The sequence below is a fragment of the Pseudorhodoplanes sp. genome (assembly GCF_050250235.1).
GTDB lineage: Bacteria > Pseudomonadota > Alphaproteobacteria > Rhizobiales > Xanthobacteraceae > Pseudorhodoplanes.
Genome location: NZ_JBFWPA010000008.1, coordinates 50,218 through 66,955, shown reverse-complemented (window position 1 = coordinate 66,955; position 16,738 = coordinate 50,218). Strand labels below are relative to the sequence as shown.

Here is a 16,738-nt window from a genome sequence, read left to right as displayed (position 1 = left end):
TGGCCCCTGATTGGGGTCAAGATGCCTAGTGGGTGCAGTTTCGGGAATTTCTGAACCCGACCATTTTCAGCAACCAGTGCCGTCCGGATGCTAATCCCGCAGTGCATCCCACAGCTGGCTGGACCGGCGAACTCGGTTCGAGTGGAAATTTATTCCGCGGCTTCGCGTGACGCCATCAGGTCGTCGGCCCTCGGCAGATGCAGCGGTCGCGCCGGCTCGTCATCGAGCTCGGCGATCCGCTGATCGATCTGCCCGATCACGTGTCGCGAGAACGGACCGAGATGCAGATAGAACGCCATCAGCGTCACGATGGTGCGAAGCGAGCTCGGATTGCTGGTGGCGCATTGCACCAGGATCTGTTTGAACGCGTCGCGCGCGCCCGGCAGCCGCTCGATGATGCGCGCCACCGTGCTCTGGAATTTGCGCCTTGTGTCGCCGGTCGCGCTCTGATGCACGCGCGTTGAATTGTCGAGCAGCGTCACGAGCTTGCGCAGCCGCCCGGCAAAGGCTTCCGGCTCGTAGGCCTTCTGCAGGATGTCCCGGTAGTCGGTGAGGATTTCCCGGCGCGGCCGCAGCGTGTCGTAATTCAGTCCGAGCGTGCATTGATCGGCGCGGCTGGATGCGAATTCCGGCGGCGGATGCAGCCGGCCCTCCTTGGTGAGGCGGCGCGTGAGCTGCGTGTTGGGGAGCGCATAAAGCAGGCCCACCATGCAGACGGGGATCGAGGATTCCTCGATCAGCTCGATCATGGCGTCGGCCATGCCGCTCTTTTCGTTGTCGAAGCCGACAATGAATCCGGCAGTCACGAACATGCCGGCGGCGTTGATCTTGTGGACGCTTTCCGGGATGCTGCGGCGCGTATTCTGCTTCTTGCGCATCTGCACAAGCGTCTCGGGATCGGGACTCTCGATGCCGACGAACAGTCCGACGAAATTCGCCTCGTTCATCAGCCGCAGCAATTCGTCGTCATCGGCGAGATTGAGCGAGGCCTCGGTGGTGAACTCGAACGGGTAATCGTGCGCCTCGAGCCACTTCTTGAGGTCGGGCAGAAACGCCTTCACCGCCTTCTTGTTGCCGATCAGGTTGTCGTCGACGAAATCGACATGGCCGCGATAGCCGAGCGCGTACAGCGCATCGAGTTCCGCCAGCATCTGCGGCGTCGACTTGGTGCGCGGCACGCGGCCGTACAATTCGATGATGTCGCAGAATTCGCAGGTGAACGGGCAGCCGCGCGAGAATTGCACGCCGACATAGAGATAGCGGTCGAACTTCAAGAGGTCGAAGCGCGGGATCGGCGTCTTGCGGACATCGATCTCGAATTTCCTGGCCTGGAACACGCCTTCGCGCGCGCCGGCCTCCCAGGCGGCGATGAAATCGTGGATCACATCCTCGACTTCGCCCAGCACCTGGAAATTCGCCCTGGCGTAGAAGTGCGGCACCGAGGTCGCGGCCGGCCCGCCGATGGCGACCGGCTTGCCGCGCGCGCGGCACAAATTGATGATCTCCAGCAGGTCGTCATGCTGGGGCAGCATGCCGCCGGTCATGACCAGATCGGCCCAGTCGAGATCGCTGTCGTCGAGCTCCTCGACGTTGCGGTCGACCAGCCGGAGATTCCACGAGGATGGCAGCAGGGCCGCGACGGTGATCAGGCCTAGCGGCGAGGTCGGATATTTGGCGCCGAAAATCTCGCAGGCCGCCGCGAAGTTCCAGAAGGTCTCGCCGGCAAAGCGCGGATAGATCAATAGGACGTTACACGCGCCGGGCGCGATTGACGTCGATTGTTCTGGCACCCGGGTCACATCCACCATTTTCGATAGTGCAATTGGGCACTCAAGTCCATGCGGCAGGAGGTCTTTCATTTCGAGGTGCCTCCGTACCGAAGCGCGGAGCCGCGCGGGAGGCCCGCTCCCGGCCTTTCGACTCGGCGCCGCCCTTGTCTATGGTCGCGCCCCATGCTCGCCGGCACCCCCAGCCCCTTCCTCACCGTGGTCTGTCTCGGCATTGTCCAGATTCTGGCCTGGGGGTCTTCGTTCTACTTTCCCGCCGTGCTGGCCGCACCCATCGTCAGCGACACCGGCTGGCCGCTATCCGCCGTGGTCGGCGGCGTCTCGGTCGGGCTTCTGACCGGCGGACTGGTGTCGCCGCAGATCGGCGCGCTGATCGGCCGGCATGGCGGACGCCCCGTTCTGGCGTCGAGTTCGCTGCTGTTCGCCGCGGGACTGGCCGGCATCGGGCTCGCTCCATCGGTCCCGTTCTATCTCTGCGCCTGGGTGATCGTCGGGCTCGGCATGGGCGCAGGCCTCTACGACGCCGCGTTCGCCGCGCTGGGCAAAATGTACGGACAGGCCGCGCGCGGGCCGATCACCCATCTCACCTTGTTCGGCGGTTTCGCCTCCACGATCTGCTGGCCGCTGAGCGCATTCCTGGTGGACAGCATCGGCTGGCGCGGCACCTGCTTCACCTATGCCGCGCTGCATCTGATTGTCGCGCTGCCGCTGCAGCTCGCCGCCATGCGCGGCGCGCCAAAACCCGAACCGGATGCGGCGGCGTCATCGGCGTCGGCTGCCGCGGACGCGCCTGCCGCCACCGTCCCTCACGAGACCGCGATCCTGATCCTGATCGCGCTCATTCTCTCGGTCGCCGCCGGCATCGGTTCGATCATCGTGGTGCATCTGCTCATCGTGCTGCAGGCCCGCGGCCTCGACTTCGCGTCCGCCGTCGCACTCGGCATGCTGTTCGGCCCGGCGCAGATCGCCGCCCGCGTGGTCGAAAGCCTGGCGGGCGGCCGCTATCACCCGATCTGGACGCTTGCGGCTTCCGTCGGCCTGATGGCGATCGGTCTTCTGCTGCTGCTCTCCGGCTGGCCGGTCATCGCGCTCGCGGTGATCCTCTATGCCGCGGGCTACGGCATTTCCTGGATCGCGCGCGGCACCCTGCCGCTGTCGATCTTCGGCGCCCTCCGCTATCCGCTGCTGATGGGCAGGATCGCGATGCCGAGCCTCGTCGTCCAGGCGCTGGCGCCGGCCGCGGGCGCGCTTGCGATCGAGCATGCCGGGGTCTCGCCGACGCTGGCGATGCTTGCGGCCTTCGCACTTCTCAACATCGCGCTGACGGTCGCATTGTATTTGCGCCTGCGTCCGGCACAATCGCGCGCATGACCCGCCCCGCGCCCGAACGCCCCGTACCGCAACCCCGCTCCGCTTTTCCGTATCTGCGCGCCATCCCGACCCGCTGGATGGACAACGACGTCTACGGCCACGTCAACAACGTGACCTATTACTCGTATTTCGACACGGTCGTGAACGGCTACCTGATCGAGCAGGGCGCGCTCGATATCGTCAACAGCAAAGTGATCGGCCTCGTGGTCGAGACGAAGTGTCATTACTTCGCGCCGCTCGCCTTCCCCGATCCCGTCACCGCCGGCTTGCGCGTCGCGCATCTCGGCCGCACCAGCGTGCGCTACGAGATCGGCATCTTCCGCGGCGATGACGAGCAGGCCGCGGCGCAGGGCCATTTCGTGCATGTCTATGTCGACCGCGCCGGCGGCCGCCCGGTAGAGCTGCCGCAGCCGCTAAAGCACGCGCTCAAGGGGCTGGTGGTGGGATAGCCGGCGCTCTTCACCCTCCCCCTTGTGGGGAGGGTCGATCGACTGAGCGATAGCGAAGGAGATCGGGGTGGGGGTGGGGCCGGAGAATCACGACAACAACCCCCACCCCGCCTGGCTCGCCATAGCGCGTCGAAGACGCGCGTAAACGCGCTTATGGCTCGCCAGGCGACCCTCCCCACAAGGGGGAGGGTAAGAGCGACCACTTGCCCCTCTCCACCAACAGGACTATATTCCTCTCCATGCCTCTCCCCTACCGCTCCGTCCTCAACGAACCCGTCATCCGCCGGGTCCGCGTCACCCCGGACAAGCCCGATGGGTTTCCGCAGCGCGCGCCGCGCACTCGGCGGCCGCATGGCGAGGCGCAGGTCGCCGCCGTGCGCCACCTGATCGAGAACACCGAACTCACCTACAGCGAGATCGAAAGGAAGACCGGCGTCGGCCGGGCCAGCATCTGCCGCTGGACCAAAGACCAGAAATGGGTGCGGCCGGTATTCGCGCCGCGCGCGACCGACACCGTGCCGCGCGCCAGAGCCAGCGCAAAACTGAAGCGCCGCACGCTGGCCGCCCGGCTCGACGCGCTGGCCGAGCGTTATGTGCGCGACCTGGAAGCCGACCCCGGCGTCGATCTCGATAAGCTCGCGGCCGCGCTCGAGCTTGCGAAGATGGCGAAGCTCGCGGCGATGCCGCGCAAGCGGCGGCGCACGCTCGCCCACGAACGGCGGGAAGCGACGGACGCAACCCTATCCCCGCTCGTCCCCGCGAAGGCGGGGACCCAGGGGCCACAAGCGCATGAGTCAGTCGCGGACACCCTCGCCCGCCTGCGCGCCGAGGGCGTGCGGCTCGATCGCGCGCCGGAAGCGGCGGTGAAGGACTTCATCGACAGCCACCGCCCGCCGGAGGACGACCGCGCACTCCGCCCGCGCGGGACCAGGTCACGGCGCGTGCGGGCGCATCGGCGGATGTTCGATTGGGGGCGGGATTAGGGGGGCGCTTCCCCTCTCCGGCTCATCCTGAGGAGGCGCGCAGCGCCGTCTCGAAGGATGGGGCGGCCACGAACTTGAGATGTAGCCCGGATGAAGCGAAGCGGAATCCGGGGCAACTAACAAATCCTAGATTGCATTGCGGCCCATCCGATCTACGCTTGCGGGATCGCTTGGTATTCTGGAGGTCAACAATGTTCTTTGCGTGGCTTGGACGCATTCTCGCAATTCTAATTCTGATTTTTGCACTTTTTAAAATTGCGGTCGCACTGGCGATTGCAAGCGACGTTCTCGGGCCTTACGACGCAGCGCTTGCGAGATATTTCCCAAGCGCAAAATCGACCGGTCAGGTCATCGATAAAGGGGTATATGCGGTAATTCTCAGTATCGCACTAGGGATTTTGGCTGAAATTCGCTTTACGCTTCGCGACAAGGTCATGTCCTAATCAGAATGAGGCAGTGGGTAGCTCGAACTGCAAGGTCCGAGATGCCCGGATTGCGCGGCGCTCTATCGAGGCTACGTTTGCCGTTATCCGGGGAATTATCGGGATTAGTCTAAATTTATGGGATACGGAGTTTTCATTCACCGCTCGGATTCGATCTACGACGATAGTCCTGCCGAGCGCTACCAGTTTCCGAGTCAATATCTCGGCCGCGTTCAATCCTGCGTTGGCGACTGGATCATTTATTATGAGCCTCGCAAAGTCGAGCAGACCCGAGGCTATTTTGCTATCGCTAAAGTGGAGCGGGTTGTTTCCGATCCAACGACGCCCGGCATGTTTCTCGCTCTGATCGAGCCGGGAAGTTATCTTGATTTTGTGAGCCCCGTACCTTTCAGTGACGCGTCCGGCGTAATCGAAAAAGGTGTGCTGAACGAGCAAGGAAAAATATCCGGCCGCGCGCAGTCGGCTATCAGACCCCTCTCAGCAGATGATTTCCGCCGAATTGTCACGCTGGGTCTGAACGAAACCGAGCCACTGCTCCCGCGCATCGGCGAAGAGCTGCCGCCATCAGGTTTTCACGACGAGCAAACACCGTTCGAGTTCGAACAGAACCGCGAACGAACAAGCTTTTCTGTATCTAGAATTGTGCGCGACCGCATCTTTCGCCGCAACGTGTTACGAGCCTATTCTGAGCGTTGCGCCATTAGCGGCCTCCGGCTGATCAACGGAAGAGGCCGGGCCGAAGTCGCCGCGGCGCATATTCGTCCGGTGGAGGCGAACGGACCTGATATCGTGAACAACGGCATTGCACTTTCCGGCACTGTGCACTGGATGTTCGACAGAGGACTGATCAGTCTGGCCGACGACTTGCGGGTGTTGGTTTCACGACAGACCAACGATCCCGACGGCATTCGGGCTCTGATCAATAGCACGGGCTACGCGCTTGCGACGCGGCATTCCATCGAACGTCCCCATCCGCATTTTCTGCAATGGCATCGCGAGCATTGTTTTAAGCAGTAGACAACGCGCGACGCCACAATTGGAGCGCGTAAGATGCGTTGCGCTGAGGCGTAACCGACCGGCGAACTCGCCGCGAGCACAAGACGGTGGGTTAAGGCGCTGTGCGCCTAACCCACCTCACAATGTAGTACCCATCATCGCCCCACCCCTCACACTCCCACCACACTGATCCGCGCCGCCGCCCGTGACCGCGGCTTCGCCCGGATCACGATCTCCACATCCTGATCGAGCGGGGTGAGCAGCGTCATCAGCCGCTCCACCGAAAAGCCTTCGATCCGGTAATTGCGCAGCGCCGAGACCTTGGGCTGATTGAGTCCGAGCTTTGCTGCCGCCGCGGCCTGCGTGAGACGTTGCGCATCCATGATAGCGTTCAGCGCGTAGGCGAGCCGCAGCTTGGTCTGCCGCTCGTCGGCATCGGGGAAGCCTAAGTCCGCGAACACATTGCCGCTGCCGCGGGTGACCGCAGCCGACTTGTGCCTGCTAACTTTGGTTCTTGCCATGACCTCCAATATCCCAGAACAGGGATACGGACAACGCGGAAAGGCCCTCACCTGCCCGCCGTCGCTTCCGTTCGGCGGTTCACCGCTCCCCGCACGCGGGGGAGAGGTGATCTGCCGATACCGCACCCGGTCCATTGTTTTCCCGGCGGCCGCTTGCGATATAATGGGTTGATCGAAAGGACCGGGACGTGAACAACCTGCCCCGCATTACCCAGGACCCCGCCGTGATGGGGGGCAAGCCGTGCATTCGCGGGTTGCGCGTCACCGTGGGCGCCATCGTCGGCCAGATCGGCGCGGGCCGCACGATTGAAGAGCTTCTGACCGATTATCCCTATCTCGAGCGCGCGGATATTTCCGAGGCGCTGCGCTATGCCGCCTGGCGCGCCGAGGAGCGCGAGATCGAACTTACCCCGCGCTGATGAAAATCCTGGTCGACATGAATTTGTCGCCGGGATGGGTGAACTATCTTGCTGCGTCGGGCTTTGAGGCGGTTCACTGGTCCGCCATCGGGCGGGGCAACGAATCCGATGCAGAATTGATGCGCTGGGCGGCGGAGCACGAGCATGTGGTGCTCACGGCCGACCTCGATTTCTCCGCCATCCTCGCCGCGACACAGCGCCAGCACCCGAGCGTGATCCAGATTCGCGCCGACGTCCTCACGCCTGCAGCCATTGGCGAGCGGGTTATCGCAGCCCTTCGGCAGGCACGCGATGAGCTTGAGCGTGGCGCCATTCTCTCGATTGATGCCGAGCGGGCGCGGCTGCGCATCCTGCCGTTCAGTGCGTAGGATGCGTAGGCCCTAAAGCCTCTAGTCGACCCCTACATCTGAAACGTGGATGCCCGGGTCATAAGGCGTCAACGACGCCGTCTTCGACGGCTAATGCCCGGGCATGACAGTGAGAGTGGCGAGATTGTCGAGCTGGGTCCGCGCCTTCGCGGGGACGAGCGGAGCGAGCTGCGCGTGTTATCCCCCCTACTCCTCCTTGAACCCATACGCCTGCGCATTCCCGGTGGCGCCGTAATACTTGAACGGCAGGAACTTGCCGGTCATGCCGAGCTTGACGCGGTCGCCCTTCGGGTCGGCCTGGCGGTCGATGGTCATGTCGAAGTCGATCGCCGACATGATGCCGTCGCCGAATTCCTCCTCGATCAAGAGCTTCATCGCCGGCCCGTTCACAAGAACCAGCTCATAAAGCCGGTAGATCAGCGGGTCCGTGGGCGGCATCGGGGTCGCGGTGCCGCGCATCGGCACCTCGTTGAGCATGGTCTCTTCGGTCTTCGACAGCCCGAACAGCTTCGCCGCGTTGGCCGCCATCGGCTTGGTCATCTTGTGCTGGCCGAGAATGGCGCCCGTCACCAGCACCGGCGACATGCCGCCGATCTGCTCGCAGATATGTTTCCAGGTCCAGCCCTTCTCGCGCTTGATGTCGAGCAGCTTCTCGGTGAGGTCTTCGCGTTTCATGTGGGGTCTCCTTGGATATGCCGTCGCACTCGGTGCGCTCCCTCTCCCCAAAGCCCGTCGAAGACGGGCGTGAACGCCCTTTCGGGGGAGAGGGTTGGGGTGAGGGGGTAATGTCGAGCGATGGGGTGTAACCCCTCACCCGCCCGCGCTTCGCGCGGTCGACCTCTCCCGCGCAAGCCGGATGTTTCCGACTTGCGCCACGTATCGGGGCCGAAGTCGGGAACACCCGACTTCGGCAGGAGAGGTGAATCGCAGCAAGCGGAGTCAGCCATTGGCTACACGCGCTTTCGTGGTGTCGCCGTTCGCCACCACCACCGGCTCCACCGCGCCCGGCCGCACGATCGGAACATGCCGCGGGTCGAAGCCCGGATTTTCCTGCGTGAAGGTGCGGCTGCGCTCGACCAGGAAGTCGATGATGTGGTTGCGCAGCGCGTAATAGAGCGGGTGCTTGTGGAAGTCGGTGCGGGCGCGGGATTTCGGCAGCGGGTTCTCCACGATCTCGGCGAGCACGGCGCCGGGGCCGTTGGTCATCAGCACGATCCTGTCGGCGAGATAGATCGCCTCGTCGACGTCGTGGGTGATCATGAACACGGTCTGGCCGGTCTCCTGGCAGATGCGGCGCACCTCGTCCTGCAGCGTGCCGCGGGTCAGCGCGTCGAGCGCGGAGAACGGCTCGTCCATGAGCAGGATTTTCGGATCGATCGACAGCGCGCGCGCGATGCCGACGCGCTGCTTCATGCCGCCGGAGAGTTCGGACGGGCGCTTGTGCTCCGATCCGGTGAGGCCGACGAGGTCGATGAACTTCTGCGCCTGCGCGTGGACCTGCGCGGACGACCACTTGCGCCATTTCGAGGTGACGGCATAGGCGACATTGCCCATCACGCTGCGCCAGGGCAGCAGCGAATGGCCCTGGAAGATCACCGCGCGGTCGAGCGAAGGCCCCTCGATCGCCTGGCCGTCGACGATCACCGCGCCGTCCGACGGGGCGTCGAGGCCGGCCAGGATGTTGAGCACGGTGGTCTTGCCGCATCCGGAATGGCCGATCACGCAGACGAATTCGCCGCGCTGCATCGGCAGCCAGAGATTCTCGAAGATGGTCGTGGTGCCGCCGCGATTGCCTGCGGCTTGCGGCGCCGGATAGCGCTTGGCGATGCCTTCGATGGAGATGAAATTGTCGGGCATGGTCGGTCCTTCGGCCTATTCCGGGAAGGTGACCGCGCGCTGGCAATACGCGAGGATCTGGTCGAGGATCATGCCGACCACGCCGATCAGGAGGATCGCGTTGATCACGTTCACAATCGACAAATTGTTCCATTCATTCCAGACGAAGTAGCCAATCCCCGTTCCGCCGACCAGCATCTCGGCCGCGACAATCACAAGCCACGCGATGCCGATCGAGATGCGCATGCCGGTCAATATGGTCGGTGCGGCGGCCGGGAGGATAACTGTGAACGCTCTGCGGATCGGCCCGACCTCCAGCGTGCGCGCGACGTTCAGCCATTCCTTGCGCACCGCCGATACGCCGAATGCGGTATTGATCAGCATCGGCCAAACCGAGCAGATGAAGATCACGAAGATTGCCGACAGGTTGGAATCCTTGATGGTGTAGAGCGCCAGCGGCATCCAGGCGAGCGGCGAAATCGGTTTCAGCACCTGGATGAAGGGATCGAGCGCGCGGCTCATCAGCGCCGACATGCCGATCAGGAATCCGATCGGGATCGCGACAATCACCGCGAGGAAATAGCCGGTCAGCACGCGGCCAAGCGAATAGGCGAGCTGGATTCCGACGCCCTTGTCGTTCGGGCCCTTGTCATAAAACGGCTGATTGAGGTGTTGCCAGAGCACTTTGCCGACATCGAGCGGACCGGGCATTGCGGACTTGCCCTGAGTCGCGGTCGCGCCCATCAGCTTGGCGTATTCCGGGTCCATGTTCGCCACTGCCCCGGTGCCTCGGGTGGCGAGATGCCACGCAGCAATGAACACGGCGAACAGCGCGACTGAAACGATCGCCGCACGGAGCGATAAAGAGCGGGTCATCGACGTATCCCTCTCGGGCACACCCCTCCCCTTTCGGGGAGAGGTAACGATTGGAGCATGCGTGCCGGCAGCATCCGCATGCCTACGCCGACTTCTTGATCTTGAAGCTGGCGAGATACTCCTCCGGCTTCGCAGGATCGAAAGTCTTGCCCATCACGACGAATGACTTCGTCGTGGCGGTCGGCGGAGTCAGCCCGACTTCCTTCATCAGCCTGGTGGTGTCCGTCGCCAGGAAAACCTGCTTGGAAATGCCGGCATAATCGACGTCACCCTTGATCTGACCCCAGCGCTTCATCTGGGTCATGATCCACACTGCGAAGGATTCCCACGGGAACGGATCGAAATCGATGCGATCGGGAACCTTCTGCACGTTACCGAGGCCGTCGGCGAATGTGCCGGTCAGCACCTGCTCGACCACCGTCACCGGCTGATTGAGGTAATTCGCGGGCGCGATCGCCTCGGCAATCTGCTTTCGGTTCTCGGACTTGGTCGCAAACGCCGTCGCGTCGATGATCGCCTTGAGCAGCGCCGCATAGGTGTTCGGCGAACCGGTAACGAATTCCTTCGAGGCCGCGAAGGCGCAGCAGGGATGCCGATCCCAGATATTCTTCGACAGGATATGGATAAAGCCGACGCCGTCATACACCGCCCGCTGGTTCACCGGATCGGGCGCAAGGAATCCGTCGATGTTGTCGGCGCGCAGGTTGGCAACCATCTCCGGCGGCGGAACGCTGCGGATCTGGATGTCCTGATCGGGATCGAGCCCGTGTTCGGCGACGTAATAGCGCAGCAGGTAATTGTGCATCGAATAGTCGAACGGCACGGCGAACTTCATGCCCTTCCACGACTTCGGGTCGCGCTTGTCCTTGTGCTTCATCGCAAGCGTGATTGCCTGGCCGTTGATGTTCTCCACCGCGGGCATGGTGTAGGGAATCGCGTTCGAGCCGGCACCCATGGTGATGGCGATCGGCATCGGCGACAGCATGTGCGCGGCGTCGTATTCCTTGTTGATGGTCTTGTCCCTGACCACCGCCCAGCCGGCAGTCTTGATCACGTCGACATTCAGGCCGTGCTTTTCATAGAACCCCATGGGCTTCGCCATGATGATCGGCGTGGCGCAGGTGATCGGGATGAACCCGACCTTGAGGTCCTTCTTCTCCAACGCGGCGCCCTGCCCGAACACCTCGGTTGCGGTCGACAGCGGGAAGAATTGCGAGATCGCGGCAAGTGCAGTCGAGGCGCCGACCGACTTCAGGAATGCGCGTCGGGCCGCGTCCTTCGGAAACATTGCGCGCATGACCGCGGAGGCAACCACGCCTTCGTAGCGCTGCTCGTCGCCAGCCTCAGTAATGGGTGCGTCGACCGGGCCACATTGCAACTGCCTTGCGGCATCGCGTTCGTGCTCGGCCTGATTGATGTGCCGACCGCATGGGCAGCCGGACGACAGCGTGCGCTTCGGGTCGAAAGGATTGTCGAAAGTGGACATCGGACTTCTCCCGTCTGGAGCAACTCGAAAAATCCGGGCGCGTCGTTCGCGCGCTTTTCCGGCGGTTGAGATGGGATGAGCAAAGTCGGTGCCAGACGAGCGATCCGCGTCTGTCAAATCTGCCGCAGCGCAAATGAGTGAGGAAAACCGGGGTTCGGAATTTACGACTTTTCGTAGATTACGAATTTTAGTAATTTTTCTTCCCACACGCGGCGGGTGAGTCATGGTGGCCTTTTCAGAACTGCATCAAAATCGGGCAATCGATGCTGGCCCTGTCGATTTCGAGCGCATTTTTGAGGCTGCTGCAGAACCTATGCTGGTCCTGAATCCGGCGGCGGATCGGGTCATCGATGCCAATCCGGCGGCCTGCCGGCTGCTTGGTTACGACCATGATGCGCTGCGCGACATACGCGTTACCGCGCTCCATCCCGGGCAATTGCCGGCACTGATTGTCTTCACCGATGGCGTGCTGGCGAAAGGCGAATTCCGCACCCGCGGGCTGAAGCCGCGCCATGCCGCCGGCCACGAACTGCTTGTGGAATATGCCGGCAGCCGGCTGGGGGACGGCCCGACGCCCGACCTGCTGCTGATCGTGTGCGACCTCGCCGCGCTGCGCAAACGCGAGACCGACACCGAGGCGGATCTCTACATCCGAGGTGGCATCGAGGAATGGCAGAGGGTCGAGCGCTTCTTCCGCGATGTCGAGCGCGAGAACCAGTTGATCCTGCGCGCGGCCGGCGAAGGCATCTACGGCGTCAACGCCGACGGAAAAACCACGTTCGTCAATCCGGCGGCGGAGCGCATGCTGGGATGGAAAGCGGAAGAACTGGTCGGCAAGGACATGCATTCCATCGTCCACCACACGCATGCCGATGGCTCGCATTATCCCGCGATCCACTGCCCGATCTATGCGGCCTTTCGCGACGGCGCGGTGCACAAGGTCGACAGCGAAGTATTCTGGCGCAAGGATGGCGGCCGCTTCTTCGTGGAATACACATCGACCCCGATCCGCGACCGCGGCTCCCTGATCGGCGCGGTGATCGTGTTCCGCGACATTACGCAGCGCAGGGAAGCCGACGAGCGACTGCGCGCCGCGCTTGCCGAGGTCGAGCAACTCCGCACCCGGCTGGAGCAGGATAATGAATATCTGCAGGAGGAAATCCGGCTGCAGACCAACCACCGCGGCATCATCGGAATCAGCGCCGCGATGCAGAAGACGCTGCAGCAGATCGACCTCGTGGCGCCGACCGAAGCCAGCGTCCTGATCTCCGGCGAATCCGGAACCGGCAAGGAACTGATCGCCCGGGCCATCCACGGCGCAAGCAAACGCAGCCATCGGCCGCTGATCCGCGTCAATTGCGCGGCAGTGGCGCGCGACATGTTCGAGAGCGAGTTTTTCGGTCATGCACGCGGTGCCCTCGCCGGCGCATTGCGCGACCGGCCCGGACGTTTCGAACTCGCCGATGGTGGCACGCTGTTCCTCGATGAGATCGGGGACATCCCGCTGGAATTGCAGGGCAAGCTTCTGCGCGTGCTGCAGGAGGGTCAGTTCGAGCGTGTGGGCGAAGCGCGTACGCGGAACGTCGATGTGCGGGTGATCGCGGCGACAAACCGTGATCTCGGCGCAGCCGTGCGCGACAGGCGCTTCCGCGAGGACCTGTATTTCCGGCTGAATGTCTTCCCGATCGAAAGTGTTCCGCTGCGCGAGCGGGTCGATGATATCCCCCTTCTCGCACAGCATTTTCTGAAGGCCGCCGCGCACAAGCTGAAGATTTCTGATCCGCGCCTGACGGAGGGCGACATGCGCCGCCTCGTGCAATATGCGTGGCCGGGCAATGTCCGCGAGTTGCAAAACGTGATGGAGCATGCCGCCATCCTGGCGCGCAACGGACGCATCAGGATCGACCTGCCGTCGGGCGGGTTATTGCGCACCGCGGCCGGGCGCAACGGGACCGCAACGCTTCTGACCGAAGACGAAAGGCGCGAGCGTGACCGCGCCAATATCATTGCGGCGCTGGATGCCTGCTGTGGGAAGGTGTTCGGCCCCGGCGGCGCCGCCGAACTCCTCAATGTGCGGCCGACAACGCTGGCTTCCCGGATCAAGACGTTGGGGATAGAAGTGAAACGTGAGAACGTTGGCCGTCGTGGCCGCGAAAGCGGGGAGCCCATAGCCACAGTCTGAGAAGGGATCCCCCGCTTTTGCGGGGACGACGGAAGTTGACTGCGCCACGCACGGGGCCGCTTGCCAATCCCGCGGCTGCATGTCACCGGAATGGCGCATGAGCGCGGAAGTCATCATCGGCGACAAGCGGCTTGAGCCCCACCGGCTGCGGGCGGCGATCCTGGGCGAAGTGCATGCGCGTCCTTTCCGCGCGCTTGCAACGCCGGCGCGCGTCCTGCATTTCGCCTTCGATACGGTCGGCGAGCAGGCGGTTGAGGACCGCCGGGCGCTGAGCGCCTTGTGCGTGCGGCGCGGCATTGCCCCGCCGCGTCCGACCGACAAGCACTTTCACATCACGTTCGGTGGGACCGGACTGCGCTGGGAGCAGCATTCCGAATTCACGACCTACACGCTCGAATTGCCGGGCGATCCGGCATTGTCTCCGTTTCATCCGACCGCGTCGTCGCTTGCAACCCCGATGACACTGGTGGCCCAGCCTGGCCCGGTGCTGGTCGCCATAGACATGCAGTTGATGGCCGACCGGCCGGACCGGCTTGCGATCGAGCGGCACTTCAATCGGCCCAGTCTAGCGGTCGCAGAGAACTCCGACGGCACCGCGGTGTATGGGACCGATTTTCTCCCCGATCCCGATGGCTTCGTGCGCATTCTCGTGCTTGACCGGGGCCTCGGTGACGAACGCGCCGGCGCTCTTGTCCAGCGGCTTCTCGAACTGGAGACCTACCGCACGCTCGCATTGCTGGGCCTGCCGAAAGCACAGGAACTTGCGCCCTCGATCAACCGGATCGAAAGGCGGCTAGCCGAACTGACGAACGAATTGCAACAGACATCGTCGCTGGCCGACAACAACCGCCTGCTCGACGAACTCACCGCGCTCGCGGCCGAACTCGAAGCCGGCGCCGCGGGAAGCCTGTTCCGCTTCGGCGCCAGCCGCGCCTATGACGAGATCGTGCACACGCGGCTTCGCATCATCGGCGAACGCAAGGTCGGCGGCCTGCCGACCTGGTCGTCATTTCTCGCACGACGCATGGCACCCGCGATCCGCACCTGCACGGCAACCGAGGAGCGGCAGGCGAACCTGTCGCGCAAGCTAGCGCGCGCCGCCCAGCTTCTGCGCACACGCGTCGACGTCGAGGTCGAGCGGCAGAATCGCGATCTGCTCCGTTCGATGAATGCGCGCACGCGCATGCAATTGCGGCTGCAGGCGACGGTCGAGGGCCTCTCGGTCGCGGCCATCAGCTATTACGTGGTCGGACTGTTCGGCTATCTGGTGAAGGGCGCGCATGACGCCGGCTGGCCGGTCGATCCGACCATCGCGACCGCCGTCTTCGTGCCAGTCGTCGTTCTTGCGATCTGGTGGATCGTGCGACGCATCCGCAACCGGCATATCGGAAAGGAACACGAGCACGAAGTGTAGGCGTATGACATCGCTCGTCCGAGCGGCGAGTTTCCCTCTCCCGCTTCAGCGGGGAGAGGGAAGAAAGAGCGGGGAAGAGGAAAGGAACTTACATCGGCGGCGTGAGCCCGTCCTTGCCTACATTGACCCGCGCCGCGGAAAAGCTGCCATCCGGCTGGCGGACCGCGGCCACGATGAAGATCTTCGCGCCCGGCTTGAGATCCGCCACGCTGCCCGGCACATAGGTCACGACCGGCGCATCCTTCGGCACCACGATTTTCTTTTCGCCGTCCTTGTATTTCACCATGATGGTCTGGCCGTCCACACCCGAGACGGTCTCCTGCACCGTCGCATTCGTCATCATGCTTTTAGGCTGGTTGTCCCAGGGGAAATGCCCCTCGGCGACGCCGCGCAGTGCTTCCGGGAAGACATGGACGTGAATGGCGCGTTGCGTTCCGTCCGGCTGCGGGATGGACGACACGCCAATGTAGCTGTTCGGCTTGATGTCCTCGATCTTGAACGGCACGACGCCCGAAACACCGACCTTGTCGGCGAGCCTGATCTTCATGTCGCTGCCATCGATCGACTTCACCGTCATCACCGGCCCGTCGAGCGAAACGATTTCGCCGCGTACGCGCACCGGCTTGTCCTGCGCGAATGCCGCATCGCCGATGCTCAAGGCGACAACGATGGCGGCAATGGATGTCAGTCTGAGGCAAGCGGTCATGGCGCCCTCCCGGCTCCGGCGGCGTCGCTGCGCCGCGCATGCGAGGAGAACACCCGGAGTCAGGCGCTATTCCGTTCCAGCCGTCCTGCCCGCGTCTGTCGCCAGTTATTCAATAAAACCCCGGCGTCGATCCGCCATCGACCGGGATCGCAGCACCCTGAATATGGCGGCCCTTCGCGCTGCACAGAAACACCGCAAGCTCCGCCACGTCGGCGGGCTCCCCCATGCGATGAATGCCGTCGCGCGCAACGGCCTCCACGCGAATTTCGTCGATGGTCTTGCCGGCGGCGCTGGCGCGTTGTGCGAACAGATCCTGCACGCGGTCGGTCTCGGTCAGGCCAGGATGGATGATATTGACATTGACGCCATCCTTCATGCCGAGCCGCGACAGCGCCTTGGAGAAATTCGCCATCGCCGCGTTGCACGACGATCCGATGGTGAAGTCGGCCCCGGGGGTGCGCGCCGCGCCGCCGCCGATATTGACCACCGAGCCCCGCGCTTCCTTGAGCATCGGCCAGAACAGCCGTGACAGCCGTACGCAGCCGAAGAATTTCAGCGCAAAGCCGTCCTGCCAGGCATCGTCGCCAAGTTCGAGAAAATTGCCGGCTTTGGTCGCGCCCGCATTGTTAACCAGCACGTCGCAGCGGCCGAGGCCCTTCTTCACCAGCGCATGCAGCTTCTGGCAATCCTCCAGCTTGCGCAGGTCGAGCGCGGCGGTGACGGCTTTCGGACCGCCGGTGACAGCGATCGCGTCCGCGGCGGCGCCAAGGTTGCGCTCCGAGGTGGCTGCGATCACGGTCTGCGCACCCTCGCGCGCGAAGGCTTCCGCAATGCCGCGCCCGATGCCGCGGCTGCCGCCGGTCACGACCACCACCTTGTTGCTGAATTCACCCATGATCCG

Annotated in this window: 17 protein-coding genes; 9 read left to right on the top strand and 8 right to left on the bottom strand. The window is 63.6% G+C overall.

Annotated features, from left to right (window positions below; genetic code table 11):
* Positions 1-149: 149 nt before the first annotated feature.
* Entirely contained in the window at positions 150-1,808 is a 1,659-nt protein-coding gene (locus AB7F49_RS06030) for a B12-binding domain-containing radical SAM protein (protein ID WP_428520969.1), read from the bottom strand.
* 144 nt (positions 1,809-1,952) lie between these two features.
* Here AB7F49_RS06030 and AB7F49_RS06025 point away from each other — a divergent pair, with 144 nt between their 5' ends.
* From AB7F49_RS06025 to AB7F49_RS06005, 5 genes are all read left to right on the top strand, one after another.
* Positions 1,953-3,158: an MFS transporter gene (locus AB7F49_RS06025; RefSeq protein ID WP_428520918.1), complete on the top strand. Its 1,206-nt coding sequence runs from the start codon at positions 1,953-1,955 to the stop codon at positions 3,156-3,158.
* Positions 3,155-3,607, top strand: a complete 453-nt coding sequence (locus AB7F49_RS06020; RefSeq protein ID WP_428520917.1) for an acyl-CoA thioesterase — start codon at positions 3,155-3,157, stop codon at positions 3,605-3,607. Before AB7F49_RS06025 ends, AB7F49_RS06020 begins: the two co-directional genes overlap by 4 nt.
* Before the next feature lie 203 nt (positions 3,608-3,810).
* Entirely contained in the window at positions 3,811-4,590 is a 780-nt protein-coding gene (locus AB7F49_RS06015; protein WP_428520916.1) for a hypothetical protein, read from the top strand.
* A 191-nt stretch (positions 4,591-4,781) separates the two neighbouring features.
* The gene (locus AB7F49_RS06010) at positions 4,782-5,033 is read left to right on the top strand and encodes a hypothetical protein (protein ID WP_428520915.1); all 252 of its coding nucleotides are present in this window, start codon (positions 4,782-4,784) and stop codon (positions 5,031-5,033) included.
* Between the two features lie 117 nt (positions 5,034-5,150).
* On the top strand, positions 5,151-6,050 hold the full coding sequence (locus tag AB7F49_RS06005; RefSeq protein ID WP_428520914.1) for an HNH endonuclease: 900 nt from the start codon (positions 5,151-5,153) through the stop codon (positions 6,048-6,050).
* A 149-nt stretch (positions 6,051-6,199) separates the two neighbouring features.
* On the opposite strand, the gene AB7F49_RS06000 is transcribed toward AB7F49_RS06005, so the two are convergent.
* The gene (locus AB7F49_RS06000; protein WP_428520913.1) at positions 6,200-6,550 is read right to left on the bottom strand and encodes a helix-turn-helix domain-containing protein; all 351 of its coding nucleotides are present in this window, start codon (positions 6,548-6,550) and stop codon (positions 6,200-6,202) included.
* A 188-nt stretch (positions 6,551-6,738) separates the two neighbouring features.
* On the opposite strand from AB7F49_RS06000, the gene AB7F49_RS05995 reads away from it, so the two are divergent.
* Positions 6,739-6,969: a DUF433 domain-containing protein gene (locus AB7F49_RS05995; protein ID WP_428520912.1), complete on the top strand. Its 231-nt coding sequence runs from the start codon at positions 6,739-6,741 to the stop codon at positions 6,967-6,969.
* Positions 6,969-7,337, top strand: coding sequence for a DUF5615 family PIN-like protein (locus AB7F49_RS05990; RefSeq protein WP_428520911.1), 369 nt, complete (start codon positions 6,969-6,971; stop codon positions 7,335-7,337). Before AB7F49_RS05995 ends, AB7F49_RS05990 begins: the two co-directional genes overlap by 1 nt.
* Before the next feature lie 186 nt (positions 7,338-7,523).
* On the opposite strand, the gene cynS is transcribed toward AB7F49_RS05990, so the two are convergent.
* From cynS to AB7F49_RS05970, 4 genes are all read right to left on the bottom strand, one after another.
* On the bottom strand, positions 7,524-8,012 hold the full coding sequence (cynS, locus tag AB7F49_RS05985) for a cyanase (RefSeq protein ID WP_428520910.1): 489 nt from the start codon (positions 8,010-8,012) through the stop codon (positions 7,524-7,526).
* A 264-nt stretch (positions 8,013-8,276) separates the two neighbouring features.
* A complete protein-coding gene (locus AB7F49_RS05980) occupies positions 8,277-9,194 on the bottom strand; it encodes an ABC transporter ATP-binding protein (RefSeq protein WP_428520909.1) in 918 nt (305 codons plus the stop codon).
* Positions 9,195-9,209: 15 nt separating this feature from the next.
* Positions 9,210-10,049, bottom strand: coding sequence for a nitrate ABC transporter permease (ntrB, locus tag AB7F49_RS05975; RefSeq protein ID WP_428520908.1), 840 nt, complete (start codon positions 10,047-10,049; stop codon positions 9,210-9,212).
* 82 nt (positions 10,050-10,131) lie between these two features.
* On the bottom strand, positions 10,132-11,535 hold the full coding sequence (locus tag AB7F49_RS05970) for a CmpA/NrtA family ABC transporter substrate-binding protein (RefSeq protein ID WP_428520907.1): 1,404 nt from the start codon (positions 11,533-11,535) through the stop codon (positions 10,132-10,134).
* A gap of 241 nt (positions 11,536-11,776) precedes the next feature.
* Between AB7F49_RS05970 and AB7F49_RS05965 the strand changes: the two genes are divergently transcribed.
* Positions 11,777-13,717, top strand: coding sequence for a sigma 54-interacting transcriptional regulator (locus tag AB7F49_RS05965; protein WP_428520968.1), 1,941 nt, complete (start codon positions 11,777-11,779; stop codon positions 13,715-13,717).
* A gap of 97 nt (positions 13,718-13,814) precedes the next feature.
* Positions 13,815-15,131, top strand: coding sequence for a DUF3422 family protein (locus AB7F49_RS05960; protein ID WP_428520906.1), 1,317 nt, complete (start codon positions 13,815-13,817; stop codon positions 15,129-15,131).
* An 88-nt stretch (positions 15,132-15,219) separates the two neighbouring features.
* Here the strand turns inward: AB7F49_RS05960 and AB7F49_RS05955 are convergent, their stop codons facing one another.
* Together AB7F49_RS05955 and AB7F49_RS05950 are read right to left on the bottom strand one after the other, a co-directional pair.
* Positions 15,220-15,837 (bottom strand): hypothetical protein, encoded by a 618-nt coding sequence (locus AB7F49_RS05955; RefSeq protein ID WP_428520905.1) that lies wholly within the window; start codon positions 15,835-15,837, stop codon positions 15,220-15,222.
* 109 nt (positions 15,838-15,946) lie between these two features.
* Positions 15,947-16,732 (bottom strand): SDR family NAD(P)-dependent oxidoreductase, encoded by a 786-nt coding sequence (locus AB7F49_RS05950; protein WP_428520904.1) that lies wholly within the window; start codon positions 16,730-16,732, stop codon positions 15,947-15,949.
* Positions 16,733-16,738 lie beyond the last annotated feature (6 nt).

Bases quoted from the DNA above. Each gene is read 5' to 3' on its own strand.
- ntrB (WP_428520908.1), bottom strand. From the start codon at position 10,049: ATGACCCGCTCTTTATCGCTCCGTGCGGCGATCGTTTCAGTCGCGCTG.
- AB7F49_RS06025 (WP_428520918.1), top strand. From the start codon at position 1,953: ATGCTCGCCGGCACCCCCAGCCCCTTCCTCACCGTGGTCTGTCTCGGC.
- AB7F49_RS05950 (WP_428520904.1), bottom strand. From the start codon at position 16,732: ATGGGTGAATTCAGCAACAAGGTGGTGGTCGTGACCGGCGGCAGCCGC.
- AB7F49_RS05970 (WP_428520907.1), bottom strand. From the start codon at position 11,535: ATGTCCACTTTCGACAATCCTTTCGACCCGAAGCGCACGCTGTCGTCC.
- cynS (WP_428520910.1), bottom strand. From the start codon at position 8,012: ATGAAACGCGAAGACCTCACCGAGAAGCTGCTCGACATCAAGCGCGAG.
- AB7F49_RS06030 (WP_428520969.1), bottom strand. From the start codon at position 1,808: ATGGTGGATGTGACCCGGGTGCCAGAACAATCGACGTCAATCGCGCCC.
- AB7F49_RS06005 (WP_428520914.1), top strand. From the start codon at position 5,151: ATGGGATACGGAGTTTTCATTCACCGCTCGGATTCGATCTACGACGAT.
- AB7F49_RS06020 (WP_428520917.1), top strand. From the start codon at position 3,155: ATGACCCGCCCCGCGCCCGAACGCCCCGTACCGCAACCCCGCTCCGCT.
- AB7F49_RS05980 (WP_428520909.1), bottom strand. From the start codon at position 9,194: ATGCCCGACAATTTCATCTCCATCGAAGGCATCGCCAAGCGCTATCCG.
- AB7F49_RS05960 (WP_428520906.1), top strand. From the start codon at position 13,815: ATGAGCGCGGAAGTCATCATCGGCGACAAGCGGCTTGAGCCCCACCGG.
- AB7F49_RS05990 (WP_428520911.1), top strand. From the start codon at position 6,969: ATGAAAATCCTGGTCGACATGAATTTGTCGCCGGGATGGGTGAACTAT.
- AB7F49_RS05955 (WP_428520905.1), bottom strand. From the start codon at position 15,837: ATGACCGCTTGCCTCAGACTGACATCCATTGCCGCCATCGTTGTCGCC.
- AB7F49_RS06000 (WP_428520913.1), bottom strand. From the start codon at position 6,550: ATGGCAAGAACCAAAGTTAGCAGGCACAAGTCGGCTGCGGTCACCCGC.
- AB7F49_RS06010 (WP_428520915.1), top strand. From the start codon at position 4,782: ATGTTCTTTGCGTGGCTTGGACGCATTCTCGCAATTCTAATTCTGATT.